We start from the raw sequence: 14,965 nt of genomic DNA, 5'->3' as shown, positions 1-14,965 counted from the left end.
ATAACATTTATGCAAAGATATTCCAAGATTTTGTTCGTGCTCCTGCTTTTCTTGAGTTTTAGCCCTGTTTTTTCACAGAATTATTACGATCAACAATGGAAAAAGATTCAGGAAAATGCCAAAAAAGGCAATTTTAAATCTAATTTACCAACTGTTTTAGAAATTCAGAATAAAGCGATGAAAGAAAATAATGCAGTACAACTCATTTTGTCCTTAAAAGCCGAATTCAGCATCATGAACCAGACGTCTGATGATGAGCAAAATGAGGCTGCTTCACAGTATTTTGTTAAACTTCAGAATGTAGAAAAAAAAATTAATGGAGAAGATTTGCTGTTCTTCAAAACCTTAGTTTCTGGTTTTTTGCTGGATTATTATCGCCAGAATTCTTGGAAGGTTAATTCTAGAACCAATATTAATTCTGAGAATTTAAAACAGATAGAAACATGGAGTAAACTGGATTTTAAAAACTATTTGTCTAAAAATTTTGCTGAACTGGATTTGCAGAATCAGGCAATGAAAAAGGTATCTTTATCGAAGTACAAAGATGTTTTTTCTAATACCGAAAATATAGATTATTTCCCAACATTAGCAGATTGGTATGCGATGAAAAAAGTTTCTTTTTTGTCGCAGAATGGTTTGTTTACCAAAAATGAACTTGTCGAAAATAAAAAAATTATTAATACGGTTTATGATGATCTGATATTGCAAAACTCAGGGAATTCCAAACTGTATTTTATGCATCAGAAATTAATAGGAAACTGCAGTTATAATTCTTGCAACAACCTTCTGAGCCAACTTCAGGATTTACTGAAAGTGAATATTGATGGCGATTACAAAGTTTTAATTGCAGAACAGATAATTAACGATTTAGTTTCTCAAAACAAACAAAAAGAAGCGTTAGAGATTGCAGATTCTATAAAGAAACAATATCCGAAATCCGAATTCTTAAATAATATTATCAATAAAGAAAATCAGATAACCAATCCTGTTTTAGAGATTCAATATGAGGAGCAGACTCAGCCTAATATGCCTATTCATATTGTGGCAGATTACAAAAATGTTTCTCAGTTTTCGCTCAGTTTATACGAGGTGAAAGAAGATTTGCTGTCTTTCTTAAAGTACACTAAAAATCCGTATAATAATGCATTCGGAAAAGTGAAAAAAACGTTGGTGAGAAAAGAGGTTTTTCAGCTTAAAGATGAAAAAGATTATCAATCTCACAAAACTTCATTGGAGATACAGCCTCTTCCTTCCGGAATTTATCTTGCAGAATATTCGGTAGACGGAGTGGGAGATAAAGATTCCAGATCTGGGCAGAATTTTTACTTTTTGGTTTCCGGAAATAAAATTATATATCAAAACAGAGACGAGAGAAACCCGCTGGAAAATAAATTGAAACTTGTAAGTTCGGAGAATGGTAAGCCTGTAATAGATAATCTTGTTTTTTATGAATTTACCGGGAATGAAAAATTGAATACATCTCAAGGTAAAACATCTGAAAAAGGATTGTTTGAATTTCCAAAATCTCAAAATAATGATTATTACAGAACTTTTTTAGTTCAGCAACCTAAAACCAACGATTTTCAGATGATGGAAGTGTATGGCAATACTTCCTACAACAGCGATGAAAGAAATCCGAATAAAAAAACGCGTATAAAAGCTCAGATTTTTACAGACAGAGCAATTTACCGACCAGGACAAAAGGTTTATTTTAAAGTTATTAATACTAAAATTGAAAATGAAACAGAATCTGTTATTTCTGGTCTTCAGCAAAAAATTACTTTAAAGGATGTTAACAATCAGGAAGTTTCTGTTCAGAATTTTTCAACTAATGAATTTGGTTCTTATCATGGCAGTTTTATTCTTCCAAAAGGTGCACTTAATGGAACTTTTAACATCACAACAGACGGAAATACAAATGGCTACAAATATTTTCAGGTAGAAGAATATAAACGTCCGAAGTTTGAAGTGACTTTTGAACCTGTAAAAGAAGAATATCAATACGGAAAAACCATTCAGATTAAAGGAAAGGCAACCATGTTTTCCGGAGTGGCTTTAAGCAATACCAATGTGAATTATGAAATTCTGAAACAGAATATACGATGGAGATATTTCCCGTGGTATCCTAATAATGATGATAACGAAAATTCTGTTTTGGGAGAAGTGAAAACAGATGAAAAAGGCGAATTTACGATAAGTTTAAACCTTAAAAGTGATGAAAAACTAAAAGGAATTCAGATTGATAACTATCAGATTAATGCTTCGGTTACCGATATTAACGGAGAAACTCAGTCGGCAAATACCAATCTGAAAGTTGCTTCTGTCTCTCATTACATTACTGCAGAGGAAATACAAGATGTTTTTTCTGATGAAAAAATTAGTGTTAAGGTGGAAACCAAGAATTATAACGAACAGAATCTTAAAAAACCTTACAAAGTAAAATTGTCGAAATTGGAAGCTCCGCAGAGAATTTTCAGAAGTAATTTTATTGAAGGAATTCAGGATTTGCCGAAATTTTCTAAAGAAGAATTTATTAAGAAATTTCCTCACGATTTCTATGATAAAAATGATGGTATTAAAAACTGGAAAGTTGCTTCGGTTATTCTCAATGGAGAACAGAAAACTGGCGAATCTTTAGATTTAGGAAAGTTAGAATCTGGAAATTATTACCTGGAAATTTACAATATTGAAGGAAAAGATACCATTAAAGCCACACAGAATTTTGCGGTTTGGGATAGAAAAACGCTAAAAAACAATCAAAAAACTTTTCTTTCTGTTGTTAAACCAAAAGATGAGGTTGTAAGAGGAGAAAAAGCGAAGATATATGTTTATTCTTCGGTTCCGGATGCTTTGGTAAATGTATTTGTTCAGTATGGTTTGGAGAATACGGTTTCTGAAGTTTATCCGATTAAAAATGGTATTTTAGAATATGAAGTGCAAATTCCTAAAGACAAAAATATTAATTCGGTTAATCTTCAGTTTCAGGTGGTTGCTTTTAATGATATTCAGACGGAAAAGGTTAATTTAAGAATTAAAGATTCTGAGCAGCCTTTAAAAATTGAAACGACAACTTTCCGAGATAAAATTGAGCCCAATGTTAAAGAAAAATGGTCTGTAAAGGTAATAGGAAACGATAAAGAGAAAATAAATGCAGAAGTTTTGGCAAATATGTACGATATGTCTTTGGATCAGTTCTCTGCAAATAATTTCACATGGGAAAAACTGTTCAATCCATATTCTTTTGTCAATTCTTATGACATGAGAAATAGTTTGAGCCAAATTAATTTTCAGCAGAGAATAAAATATCTTAAAGGAAGAAATGTTTATTTGCCGCTTTTTAATTGGTTTGATAATAACACCGATTTGAAATATTACAGAGGAAATGCACCTGCTCCAGTTGCTGTAAAATCTTATGATACTTTAGATAATAATGTGAAGCAAAATGAAGAGGTGGTGCTTCTTGGATATAGTAAGTCAGTATTAAAAAAACGTCCTAATGCAAATGTTTTGAATGCTGTTCAAGGTTCGGCTGCCGGAGTATTTATTACAGGTTCTGGAACACCGGGTTCTTCTAAAGATATTCTTGATGATGAATTAAATAAAATTCCGGTTCGCCAAAATCTTAATGAAACAGCTTTCTTTTATCCAGATTTAAAAACTGATTCTGAAGGCAATGTTCAGTTTGAATTTACTTCTCCGGAAGCTTTAACAAAATGGAAATTGATGTTTTTGGCTCATACAAAAGATGCAAGAGCGGCCACTTTAGAAAAAGAGGTGGTTACACAGAAAGAATTTTCGGTAACCCCAAATTACCCAAGATTTTTGAGAGAAGGAGATGAACTTAATTTTCAGTCGAAACTGTCTAATTTAACATCAAAAAAACTGAACGGATTTGCCCAACTCCAGATTTTGGATGCTTTTACGAATGAAGATATTTCAGAGAAATTTGGTTTGAGTAGAATTACGGCAGTTTCAGGATATAATTCAGAACAGGCTTTTTCGGTTGATGAAAATGGAAATATTGCTCTTACGTGGAAGGTTAAAGTTCCGAAAGATGCTTCTTCTGTTATTATGAAGGTTGTGGCAAAAGCCGGACAGTATTCTGACGGTGAACAGAAAGCTATGGCGGTTTTACCTAACAGAATGTTGGTTACTGAAGCTTTACCCATTTTTGTGAAAGAAGGAGAAACGAAAACTTTTGAGCTGGAAAACCTGAAAAATTCTAATTCTTCCACCATTACTAATGTTTCCAATACTTTAGAATTAACAACAAATCCTGTTTGGGAAATTCTGTTTGCTCTTCCTGGTCTGAAAAACGATCAGAACAGTTCGGCGGATGTGGTCTTCAATAAATGGTTTGCCGATGTATTGGCTTCAGAAATTTTTAAAGCTAATCCAAAATTGAAAACAGTTTTTGAAGAATATCAGAGCAAAGGCTTAGTGAATTCAAATCTTGAAAAAAATGAAGAGCTGAAACAGTTATTGCTCGAAGAAACGCCATGGGTTTTAGAAAGTAAAAACGAAAACGAGCAAATGCAGAAACTGGCATTGCTGTTTGATGTCAATACGATGAAAAATTCTATTCGTCAGGATTGGGATGAGTTTAAAAAGCTTCAAAATCCGGATGGTGGCTTTTCGTGGTATCAAGGATATCCAAGTTCTTATTCTACATCTTTGTATATTCTTAAAAATTTAGGAAAAATAAATTCTTGGCTCAAAGATAATGTAAAAGATTATCAAACTGCCGAACAGAAAGATTTGGTGAAGAAACTGGTTGGTTTTGTAGATAAAGAAATGATTAAATATTATAATCCTAAAGATAAAAATGTAATGAATAATTTCACTTTAGACTATCTCGATACCCGAAATTACTGGGAAAAAGAGTATCCTTTAAGTGGAAAATCTGCAACTTTGAAATCTTTAGTAAAAAGTAATTCGCAATCGGCAAAACTTACAGATTTTACTTTCTTTGGATTGCACCGTATGGCTTTACTTACTTATAATTTTGGTTTGAAAGCTGTTTCAGACAGGTTTTTAAATTATTTAAAAGAAACTTCTGTCGATTCTAAAACACAAGGGGTTTACTGGAAACAGAATTTGAACGATTGGGGTTGGTTCAGTTCTAAAGTAGTAAATCAGGCGGGTGCTTTGGAGGCATTCAGCAAATTGAAACCCAACGACGAAAAGTGGATAGAAGATATGAAAATCTGGCTTGTAACGCAGAAAGAAGTAAATTCTTGGGGAAGTTCTAGAGGAACTGCTGAAGTAATTTTTACAATTCTGAATTCAGGGAAATCTTGGACTTCTGCTGAAAGCGATAAAGCAACAGTAATCTGGGGCGGAAAAGAAGTGAAAGCCGATAACCAAGCAACAGGATATATTAAATCTACTGTTCAAACAGATATTTTAGACAAAAAATTAGCAACAGTTACGGTTACCAAACCGGGAGCGGGAATTGTTCAGGGAGGATTGTTTTGGCAGTATTATGAAGATTTAGATAAAATAAAATCTTCCGAAAATTATCTTTCTGTAACCAAAGAGCTGTATAAAAAGGTAAAAACAGTAAATGGAGAAGAATTAAAGAAAATTTCTTCTGAAACCCCTCTGAAAGTAGGCGATAAAGTTACAGTAAGAATGATTTTGAATACAGACCGCCCAATGGAGTTTATTCATATTAAAGACATGAGAGCGGCAGGATTTGAGCCGTTGGATGTAATCTCCGGATATCAGTGGAAAAATAATTTAGGATATTATCAGTCAACAAAAGATGCGTCTACCAATTTTTATATTCAATATATGCCGAAAGGTAAATATGTTTTTGAATATGATTATGTTACCAATGCTTCGGGGAAATTTTCGAACGGAATTACAACCATTCAGAATTACTATGCTCCGCAGATGAGTGCTCATACAAAAGGTACCAATATTGTAATACAAGAATAATTTACCGAGCTTACCAAAGAAAAACGGTTTCAGAAATTTCCTGAAACCGTTTTTATATTTATAACTGAATACATTTATTCTGTAACTTCCGTCTGCGTATAATGAGCAAAAGCTTCTTCCAGACTCGAAAATTTACCTTTGAAATCTTCAATATTAGAATCCTGTACAATATTGCCTTTATGAATAAGAATTACTCTGGTACAAAGTGCTTCTACTTCCTGCATAATATGGGTTGATAGTAAAACGGTTTTTTCTTTACCTATTTCTTTTACCACATTTCGTATTTCCAGAATTTGGTTAGGGTCTAGTCCGTTGGTAGGTTCATCCAAAATCAATAAATCCGGCTGATGCATAATTGCTTGTGCTAAGCCAACTCTCTGTTTATAACCTTTAGAAAGCTGTCCGATTTTTTTAGATTTTTCTGGGGTAATTCCAACCAATTCTATTACTTCATCAATTCTTGCATGTGAAATTTTATGAAGATCGGCTACAAATTGCAGGTATTCTCTTACATACATCTCCAAATATAAAGGATTGTTTTCAGGAAGAAAACCGATGTTCTTTTTAGCTTCAATTTCGCTTTCGGATATATTTTTACCGTTAAAAATAATTTCTCCTTCATCAATTTTCAAAGCACCTACGATAGATTTCATCAAGGTAGATTTTCCTGCTCCATTGGGACCAAGAAGACCGATAATTTCGTTCTTGTCGATAGAAATATTAATATTGTTAAGAGCGGTCTGCTCTCCGAATTTCTTTGTTAAATTGATAACCTGAAGTGACATATTAAAACAAATATTTCAGCAAAAATAGAAATAAAAAAACTCATTCGTGTAGAATGAGTCTTAATATATTGCTGTAATGAATATTATTTTCTGGATTTCTTAGTTTTTGAAGGCATTGAAGCCGGTGTATTGCTCTTTGGCTGCTCATACGTAACCTGATTTTGATAGGTCTGTGTTGCGTTAGGTTGATTGGCATTTGTATGCTTTTCAACAGCTTTTTTGTAAAGATTTTGTTTTGTAGTTCCTATCCCAAAGATTTTATCAATCTGTTTTTTATTCAGAAACTGAGATTTACCTACGTATTTTTTGTTTTTGTTGATGTACTGTATAAACTGAACAGTAGGTTGTCCGTAATTTTTCTCAAAATGCAGTTCAATAATATCACTTGGAAGTTCTAAAGTGATGTTTCCGCTAGGTTCATCAATAAAACCATCGCTAATCATTTTATAAAGTTCACTTACATCTCCATTAAGATCATTAAAAGAAAAAGATCTGAACGTATTAAGATTACTGGTATTGATATCCTGATAATTGAAGGTAAATCTGTTTTCTTTTTTATAAAGACCTACAGAATTTTCTTTTCCAATTTCTACCAATGTTTCATTTTTAAGCACTTTTATCTGTGAGAAAGCAGATATTCCTATAAAAAAGGTAAGAAATAAAATTATTTTTTTCATGCGAATTTCAATTTAATATTTTGGTAAATGACTGCTAATTTATTGATAATTATAGCCAGATGCCAATTTTATTCCTGCAAAAATAATCTTTTTTTTTATTTGATTAATTTACCTTTTTTATATCCGTTGTTAATTTTTCCTGAAACCATTGTGAACTTATCCAAATAACTATTAAAAGTCTTAGTGATTTTTAGAATAAATTCTTATTCTTTGATAATGCTGAAATTCTTATTACAGATTATCCTGAAACTTTCATCATCTGAAGGCTCGATTGTATTTTTCTGCACTGACTGGTACTGAATCCAAAAAAATAAATCCGTATTAAATAATTTTTTTTTCTGTGAGTATTAATTCTAAGAGTAAGTGTCGTTAATCCCAAATAATTGGAAAGATGATAATTTTTAATGCTGGATTGTGGAAGTTCTACACATGGAGGATTAAATTTTCTCGATGTAAAAGGGTGAAATTTCCTTATAGTAAGGCAATTTCCGGAAATTTCATAAGAAACGCTCTGAATACGAAAAATCAAGAATAGCATTGAAGTACCAATTGCAATAAGTGCTAAATCCGAAATTAATCCTTCTGAAATTGTTAAAAAAGCTAGCGAAATTATCAGTACACTAAAAGTAACACAAAATGCTAATGAGCGGGTGAAATTGTAATTAGAAATTTTCATTGTGCATAAAGATTATTTGGTTGATAAAATAAATATTAATACAAGTTTTGGTTTAAAAAAAATAACTTTTATTAAATGTTTGTTTTACAAATTTAACTTTTTAGAGGTGTGGAAAAATAAGAGCTTGTAATGATTTATAAAAGGAATGTAAAAATTCGGAAAATTTTACATTTTATTATGGTATTATATTGATAATCATTTGGTTGTAAGTTGAAAAAAGATGGTTTAAAATTCAAAATAAATGTTGTTTTTACATCCAAAACATTGAAGAATACCACATAAAAAAACTCCAAAAGATATTCTCTTTGGAGTTTCAGAAATTTCTAAAAAGAAATTTTTTTAATTTAAAAAATGCGTCCTCATTCGCCGAATGCTCTTTTTAGCAAACTTTCCACTTTTGGCTCACTGCCTCTGAAATTTTTATATAAATCCATTGGGTCTTTTGTTCCGCCAGAAGAAAGCAGAACTTTAAATTTTGCTGCTGTTTCTGGATTGAAAATGCCGGTTTCTTTAAAATAGCCGAAAGCATCTGCATCCAAAACTTCTGCCCATTTATAAGAATAGTATCCCGCAGAATAACCTCCTTGGAAAATATGAGAAAAACTTGGGCTCATCGCAGTTTCAGGATTTACAGGATACAGCTGTGTCTGTTTGGTGTAATAATCTTCGAACTGTTTAATGTTTTTGCTTTCCAATTCTTCAACTTTTGTATGATAATTCATATCCAGCAAACCAAAACCTATTTGTCGCAACGTTTGATATCCTTCCATGAAGGTTTTACTTTGCGATATTTTTTCAATTTTTTCATCCGGCAAAACTTCTCCTGTTTTGTAATGTTTGGCAAAAGTTTTCAGAAATTCGGGTTCGTAGCAGAAATTTTCTAGGAACTGAGAAGGAAGTTCAACAAAATCCCATTTTACAGAAGTTCCGGAAAGGTTAGGGTATTGTGTGTTTGCCAACATCCCGTGAAGAGCATGACCAAATTCGTGGAATAATGTCGTTACTTCCTGAAAAGTAAGTAAACTCGGTGTGTCTTTAGTCGGTTTGCTGAAATTACAAACAATGGAAATATGCGGACGCGAGTTTTCGCCATCTTTCTGATACTGATTTTTATAGCTCGTCATCCAGGCTCCGGCTCTTTTGCCTTTTCTTGGGAAATAATCTACATACAGCAGTGCTTTAAAAGTTTTTTCACCTGAATTTTTTTCATCCTCAAATACTTCATACACTTTCACATCATCATGATATTTTGGGATATCTTTTTGTTCCTCAAAACTAAGTCCGAAAAGTTTATGTGAAAGCCCAAAAACGGCTTCCTGAACCTGATTTAAAGGGAAATAAGGCTTCAGTTCTTCATCGTTGAGGTCGTATTTGGCTTTTCTGAGTTTTTCCGCATAAAATGCATGGTCGTAACTCTGCATTTCTTCTATTCCGTCGTTCTTTGCCAAAGATTTTAATTCTTCAATTTCTTTATCTGCAAATGGTTTAGCTTTTGTTAATAGTTCATTCAAAAAATCAAGCACTTTGGTTGGAGATTTTGCCATTCGTTCTTCCAATACATAATCTGCATAATTTTTAAATCCTAATAATGCTGCTTTTTCCTGCTTTAATTTTAAAATATCTACAATAAGTTTCTGATTGTCGAATTCATCATTCTGAAAAGATTTTTTACCGTTTGCCAATGCAATTTCTTTTCTCAATTCTCTATTTTCCGCATACGTCATAAACGGTATGTAGCTGGGATATTGTAAGGTAATTACCCATCCATCGAGATTTCTTTCTTTGGCTTCTTCTGCAAATTGTTCCAAAATAGCCTCAGGAATTCCGGCTAAATCTGCTTTATTGGTTATGTGCTTAAAGTAGTTATTGGTAGATGCCAAAACATTTTGCCCAAACTGAAGAGATTTAAGAGATAAATCCATATTTATTTTTTGTAATTTCTCTTTATCTTCTTCATTCAGAAGTGCTCCGCTTCGTACAAAACCTTTGTAGGTTTCATTTAAAAGCATTTGCTGCTCCTCGTTCAGATTATAACTGTCTTTTTGATCATAAACTTTTTTTATTTTTTGAAACAAAGCTTTGTTTTGAGAAATTTTCGATGAATATTCCGTTAAAATAGGAGAAACCTCCTGTGCAATTTGCTGCAACTCATCACTGGTTTCAGCAGAATTCAAATTGAAAAAAATACTTGAAGCTCGGTCTAGCTGTTCACCAGAAAATGCCAAAGCTTCAATTGTGTTTTCAAAATCAGGTTCGTTTGGATTGTTAACGATAGCATTAATTTCTTCTTCAGAACTGTGTATTAATTCTTTAAAAGCAGGAAGATAATCTTCGTTTTTTATTTGGTTAAAAGGTGCAGAGTTATATTTAGTCGTGAATTTTTCCGTTAGAATACTCATAAATCTATTTTTATACGTAAATGTAATTATTTTTTAGTCTGAATTATGTTTTACAATGGTCAAAAAGAATGCCCTGAGAAATAGTATGACAAAAATGCTGAATCTTCGAAAAAATGTCAGAAATCTTTTTTTATTGAATGATAATCAGACTTCGTTCACATTTTAAAATTCATTTAAAAATGCTATCTTTATCTTTAAAGAATAAGATATATGCAGAAGGTGACTTACAATAAAAATGATTTGCGGGTTTTTGTACGGGATATGATTTCGGGTAAAGTGAAAACATTAGAATTTTATCTCAATTTCACTTTGGAAGCAAGTAGAGATATTAAAAAAACTTCCAAATACGATTCTATTCGGGAAGAAATACAGGATGAGATTTACCATTTAGATAAACAAATGGCTAATCTTAAAAGTATGCAGCAGCAAATGAAGAAAGTTTTAAGTACAGATTCTGAAGTAGCCAAATTAGGTTCTTTGGTTATAACCAATAAGGCAAGATTCTACATTTCTGTTTCTTTGGGAGAGTTTTTTTATAACGGAGATCGTTTTTACGCAATTTCTCCCGAAAGTCCGATGGCAAAAAAAATTATCGGCATGAAAGCGGGCGAAGAATTCACTTTAAACAGAATTCATCAAAAAATTGAAGAAGTTCTGTAATTGAAATTGAATGAAAGTATAAAACGAAGAATTAACCATTTTATGCCTTTATTCTGGAAAAATTGATGATGCTACATTCAGAATTCAAGTTTTTTCGATAATTTCGTTACATGAATCAAGCAGAAGTTTTAAAACAAATTATAGAAGAAAGAAGGAGTATTTTTCCGAAAGATTATTCAGAAAATGAAATTCCTCAGCATATTATTGAAGAGATCATCAACTCGGCTAATTTTGCACCTAATCATAAACGAACAAAGCCTTGGCGTTTTAAAATATTCAAAGGAGCAGAAAAGGTAAAACTTGCATCCGAAATGCAGGAAATCTATAAATCTGTAACGGCTCCTCAAACTTTTTTAGAGAAAAAATACAATGATATCGGTTTTAAAATTAATAAAGCAGATACGGTTGTTTCTATTGTTGTGAATTTTAGCGGCTTAGTTCCGGAATGGGAAGAAATTGCTGCCGTTTCTATGGCGGTTCAGAATATGTATCTTACTTGTACAGCTCATCATATCGGGTGTTATTGGAGTTCACCAAAACTAGTAGATTATTTAAAAAATTCGCTCACGATTGAAGAAAATCAGAAATGTCTGGGTCTTTTTTATATGGGACAAACAGATTAATTTTTGAGCAAAAATAATATATAGCAACAAATCATATAAAACATTAAATTTGCCAACCTAAAGTTGATGTGTGTAAACAGCAATCAACTATCAACCAACAACCGATAACTAAAATGACTTCACAAGAGATAAGACAGCAATTTTTAGATTTTTTCAAAAGCAAAGAACATTTAATTGTTCCTTCTGCGCCCATCGTTCTTAAAGACGATCCCACGCTGATGTTTTCCAACTCCGGGATGACGCAGTTCAAAGATTATTTTTTAGGATACAAAGAACCGAAAGCCTCCCGAATTGCCGATACTCAAAAATGTCTGAGAGTTTCTGGGAAGCATAATGATTTGGATGACGTGGGTCGTGATACCTATCACCATACGATGTTTGAGATGTTGGGAAACTGGTCTTTTGGCGATTATTTCAAAAAAGAAGCCATTTCTTGGGCTTGGGAATTGTTGACAGAAGTGTACGGAATTCCAAAAGAAAATCTTTACGTCACCATTTTTGAAGGAGACGAAAAAGAAAATCTTGAAAGAGATAATGAAGCTTATAATTATTGGAAAGAATTTATTTCTGAAGACAGAATTATCAACGGAAATAAGAAAGATAATTTCTGGGAAATGGGAGCAAGTGGACCTTGCGGACCTTGTTCGGAAATCCATGTGGACTTGAGAAGTGCAGAAGAAAAAGCTAAGATTTCCGGATTGGAATTGGTTAATAACGACCATCCGCAGGTTGTAGAAATCTGGAATCTCGTATTTATGCAGTTCAACAGAAAAGCAGACGGTTCTCTGGAAAATCTTCCTGCAAAACACATCGATACCGGAATGGGATTCGAGCGTCTTTGTATGGCATTGCAACATAAAGAATCTAATTATGACACGGATGTTTTCACCCCTTTGATTGCTAAAGTTGAGGAACTTTCAGGTAAAAAATATACCGGAATTTTAACGGATGAAAAAGACATCGCCATTCGTGTTGTGGTAGACCATATCAGAGCGGTTTCTTTTGCGATTGCAGACGGACAATTGCCATCCAACGGCGGTGCTGGTTACGTTATCAGAAGAATTTTAAGAAGAGCGATTTCTTATGCTTATCGTTTTTTAGACCAAAAAGAACCTTTCCTTTATCAGTTAGTGGCTGTTCTTCAGGAGCAAATGGGCAAATTCTTCCCGGAGCTTGAAAAGCAGGGAACTTTGGTAACTGAAGTGATTAAAAGTGAAGAAGAATCTTTCCTCAGAACTATTGAGACAGGATTAATAAGAGTTGAAAAACTCATTCAACAGACAATTTCTGAAGGTAAAAAAGTATTGCCGACAGAAGAAGTTTTCGAATTGTACGACACTTACGGTTTCCCTGATGATTTGACGAGAATTATTGCCGAAGAAAAAGGCTTAACCATAGATGAAGCAGGCTTTGAGCAGGCTTTGAATCAACAAAAACAACGTTCCAAAGCAGATTCTGCACAGAAAGTTTATGACTGGGTAACATTGGAAGAGAAGCCAGAAAACTTTGTCGGTTACGATAAAACCGAGTCTGAAACGTATATTACCAGATACAGAAAAGTAGAAAATAAAGACGGAGAATTTTATCAGATCGTATTGAGCGAATCGCCTTTCTATCCGGAAGGTGGTGGACAAATCGGCGATAAAGGTGTTCTTGAAAATGCCGCCGAAAGCTTTGAAGTACTTGAAACCAAAAAAGAAAACGGACTGATTATTTCTTTAATCAACGGGCTTCCGAAAGATGCCGGTGCTGTTTTCTACGCTAAAGTCAATGATTCTGAAAGAAGAAATTCTCAGGCGAATCACTCGGTGACGCATTTGCTTCACGAGGCTCTGAGAGAGGTTTTAGGGACGCACGTAGAACAAAAAGGCTCGTTTGTAGGTCCGGATTATCTGCGTTTCGATTTTTCACATTTCAATAAAATGACCGATGAAGAACTGAAATTGGTTGAAGATAAAGTGAATGCCAAAATTAAAGACAGCATTGCTTTGCAGGAGTTCAGAAGCATCCCGATTCAGGAAGCTTTGGACAGAGGTGCGATGGCTTTGTTTGGTGAAAAATATGGTGACAATGTAAGAATGATTCAGTTTGGAACATCAATGGAACTTTGCGGTGGAACTCACGTTAAAAATACGAGCGAAATCGGGCATTTCAAATTGGTTTCCGAGAGTTCTGCAGCGGCGGGAATCCGAAGAATTGAAGCCATTTCTGCAGACAAAGCCGATGAATATTTCAAAAATCTGGAAAAACAAATAACCGAGCTTTCCCAATTGCTGAAATCTAAAGATGTGGTGCGTTCTATTGAGAAATTAATCGAAGAAAATGCCACTTTAAAATCTGAAGTTGAAGCCTTCAAAAAAGAAAAAGCAAAAGGTGAAATCGGTGATTGGAAAAATGCTTACGAACAAAAAGGCGACAAACTTCTTTTAGTGAAGAAAACCTCTTTGGATGCAGCTTCTGTGAAAGATATAGTGTTCCAATTGAAGAAAGAAATTCCGACTTCGGTAACGGTAATTTTATCTGATGCAGACGGAAAACCTATGATTACAGTTGGTGTTTCGGATGATTTGGCATCGAGTTATCAGGCAGGAACAATCGTGAAAGATTTAGCGAAAGAAATCCAGGGCGGCGGCGGCGGAAATCCGGGCTTTGCAACGGCTGGCGGTAAAAATCTTGATGGTTTAGAGAATGCTTATCAGAAAGCTCTGAATTTATAATTGAATTGAAAATATAAAAAAGGCTGTCTCATTTTTTGTGACAGCCTTTTTTATTTACTTTTTCTTGATTTCAACGGCGTAATCGTACTTTTCCATTTTAGCTACGATTTTTTTCATATCATTTTCAATGCTTTTAATCCTGCTGTTGCTTTTGGCAAGATCCCGATTAGCAGATTCTGTTTCTTTAAGAAGTTTTGCCGTATTTTTAGCATCAGAAGAAGTGCTTTTAGGATCAGAAGAAGTAAATTTATCTGTTTTTTTATCTGATTTTCTATTTAGAACACTTACCTCTTCAGTTAATTTTACATTGGTTTGTCTTTCTTTGGCAAGATCCATATTTTTGTCTAAAAGATCAGAATAAATTTTAAATAACTCCTGTTTCTGCTTAATTTCATCAATCGTTTGTGCTTTTATTTCAGTTCCGAAAATTCCGATTCCTGCAAAAAATAAAATTGCAAATAGTTTTTTGATCATTGTATATGCTT

9 protein-coding genes are annotated in these 14,965 nt (G+C 33.3%); 4 read left to right on the top strand and 5 right to left on the bottom strand.

Translation table 11 applies throughout. From position 1 onward, the window contains the following. Nucleotides 1-9: 9 nt before the first annotated feature. Nucleotides 10-5,943: an alpha-2-macroglobulin family protein gene (locus MTP08_RS10015; RefSeq protein WP_243575909.1), complete on the top strand. Its 5,934-nt coding sequence runs from the start codon at nucleotides 10-12 to the stop codon at nucleotides 5,941-5,943. A 74-nt stretch (nucleotides 5,944-6,017) separates the two neighbouring features. Here MTP08_RS10015 and MTP08_RS10010 read toward each other — a convergent pair whose 3' ends face one another. The 4 genes from MTP08_RS10010 to MTP08_RS09995 form a co-directional block, all read right to left on the bottom strand. Continuing rightward, the gene (locus MTP08_RS10010) at nucleotides 6,018-6,728 is read right to left on the bottom strand and encodes an ABC transporter ATP-binding protein (protein WP_243575908.1); all 711 of its coding nucleotides are present in this window, start codon (nucleotides 6,726-6,728) and stop codon (nucleotides 6,018-6,020) included. Nucleotides 6,729-6,811: 83 nt separating this feature from the next. Then, nucleotides 6,812-7,405, bottom strand: a complete 594-nt coding sequence (locus MTP08_RS10005; RefSeq protein ID WP_243575907.1) for a hypothetical protein — start codon at nucleotides 7,403-7,405, stop codon at nucleotides 6,812-6,814. A 238-nt stretch (nucleotides 7,406-7,643) separates the two neighbouring features. After that, nucleotides 7,644-8,081 (bottom strand): hypothetical protein, encoded by a 438-nt coding sequence (locus MTP08_RS10000; protein WP_243575906.1) that lies wholly within the window; start codon nucleotides 8,079-8,081, stop codon nucleotides 7,644-7,646. 359 nt (nucleotides 8,082-8,440) lie between these two features. Next, on the bottom strand, nucleotides 8,441-10,480 hold the full coding sequence (locus MTP08_RS09995; RefSeq protein WP_243575905.1) for a M3 family metallopeptidase: 2,040 nt from the start codon (nucleotides 10,478-10,480) through the stop codon (nucleotides 8,441-8,443). A 210-nt stretch (nucleotides 10,481-10,690) separates the two neighbouring features. Here MTP08_RS09995 and MTP08_RS09990 point away from each other — a divergent pair, with 210 nt between their 5' ends. From MTP08_RS09990 to alaS, 3 genes are all read left to right on the top strand, one after another. Further along, nucleotides 10,691-11,140, top strand: a complete 450-nt coding sequence (locus MTP08_RS09990; protein ID WP_209390119.1) for a hypothetical protein — start codon at nucleotides 10,691-10,693, stop codon at nucleotides 11,138-11,140. Between the two features lie 110 nt (nucleotides 11,141-11,250). Next, on the top strand, nucleotides 11,251-11,763 hold the full coding sequence (locus MTP08_RS09985; RefSeq protein WP_243575904.1) for a nitroreductase family protein: 513 nt from the start codon (nucleotides 11,251-11,253) through the stop codon (nucleotides 11,761-11,763). 113 nt (nucleotides 11,764-11,876) lie between these two features. After that, complete coding sequence (alaS, locus tag MTP08_RS09980; RefSeq protein ID WP_243575903.1) at nucleotides 11,877-14,480, top strand: alanine--tRNA ligase; 2,604 nt, start codon at nucleotides 11,877-11,879, stop codon at nucleotides 14,478-14,480. Between the two features lie 54 nt (nucleotides 14,481-14,534). On the opposite strand, the gene MTP08_RS09975 is transcribed toward alaS, so the two are convergent. Then, nucleotides 14,535-14,954, bottom strand: coding sequence for a hypothetical protein (locus MTP08_RS09975; protein ID WP_243575902.1), 420 nt, complete (start codon nucleotides 14,952-14,954; stop codon nucleotides 14,535-14,537). Nucleotides 14,955-14,965 lie beyond the last annotated feature (11 nt).

This window comes from Chryseobacterium oryzae (assembly GCF_022811665.1).
Taxonomy (GTDB): Bacteria; Bacteroidota; Bacteroidia; order Flavobacteriales; family Weeksellaceae; genus Chryseobacterium; species Chryseobacterium oryzae.
Note: the sequence above shows the minus strand (reverse complement) of the source record. Positions and strands in the feature narration are given on the sequence as shown.

Coding starts and splice junctions, on each gene's coding strand:
- MTP08_RS10015 (WP_243575909.1), top strand. CDS start 10: ATGCAAAGATATTCCAAGATTTTGTTCGTGCTCCTGCTTTTCTTGAGT.
- MTP08_RS10010 (WP_243575908.1), bottom strand. CDS start 6,728: ATGTCACTTCAGGTTATCAATTTAACAAAGAAATTCGGAGAGCAGACC.
- MTP08_RS10005 (WP_243575907.1), bottom strand. CDS start 7,405: ATGAAAAAAATAATTTTATTTCTTACCTTTTTTATAGGAATATCTGCT.
- MTP08_RS10000 (WP_243575906.1), bottom strand. CDS start 8,081: ATGAAAATTTCTAATTACAATTTCACCCGCTCATTAGCATTTTGTGTT.
- MTP08_RS09995 (WP_243575905.1), bottom strand. CDS start 10,480: ATGAGTATTCTAACGGAAAAATTCACGACTAAATATAACTCTGCACCT.
- MTP08_RS09990 (WP_209390119.1), top strand. CDS start 10,691: ATGCAGAAGGTGACTTACAATAAAAATGATTTGCGGGTTTTTGTACGG.
- MTP08_RS09985 (WP_243575904.1), top strand. CDS start 11,251: ATGAATCAAGCAGAAGTTTTAAAACAAATTATAGAAGAAAGAAGGAGT.
- alaS (WP_243575903.1), top strand. CDS start 11,877: ATGACTTCACAAGAGATAAGACAGCAATTTTTAGATTTTTTCAAAAGC.
- MTP08_RS09975 (WP_243575902.1), bottom strand. CDS start 14,954: ATGATCAAAAAACTATTTGCAATTTTATTTTTTGCAGGAATCGGAATT.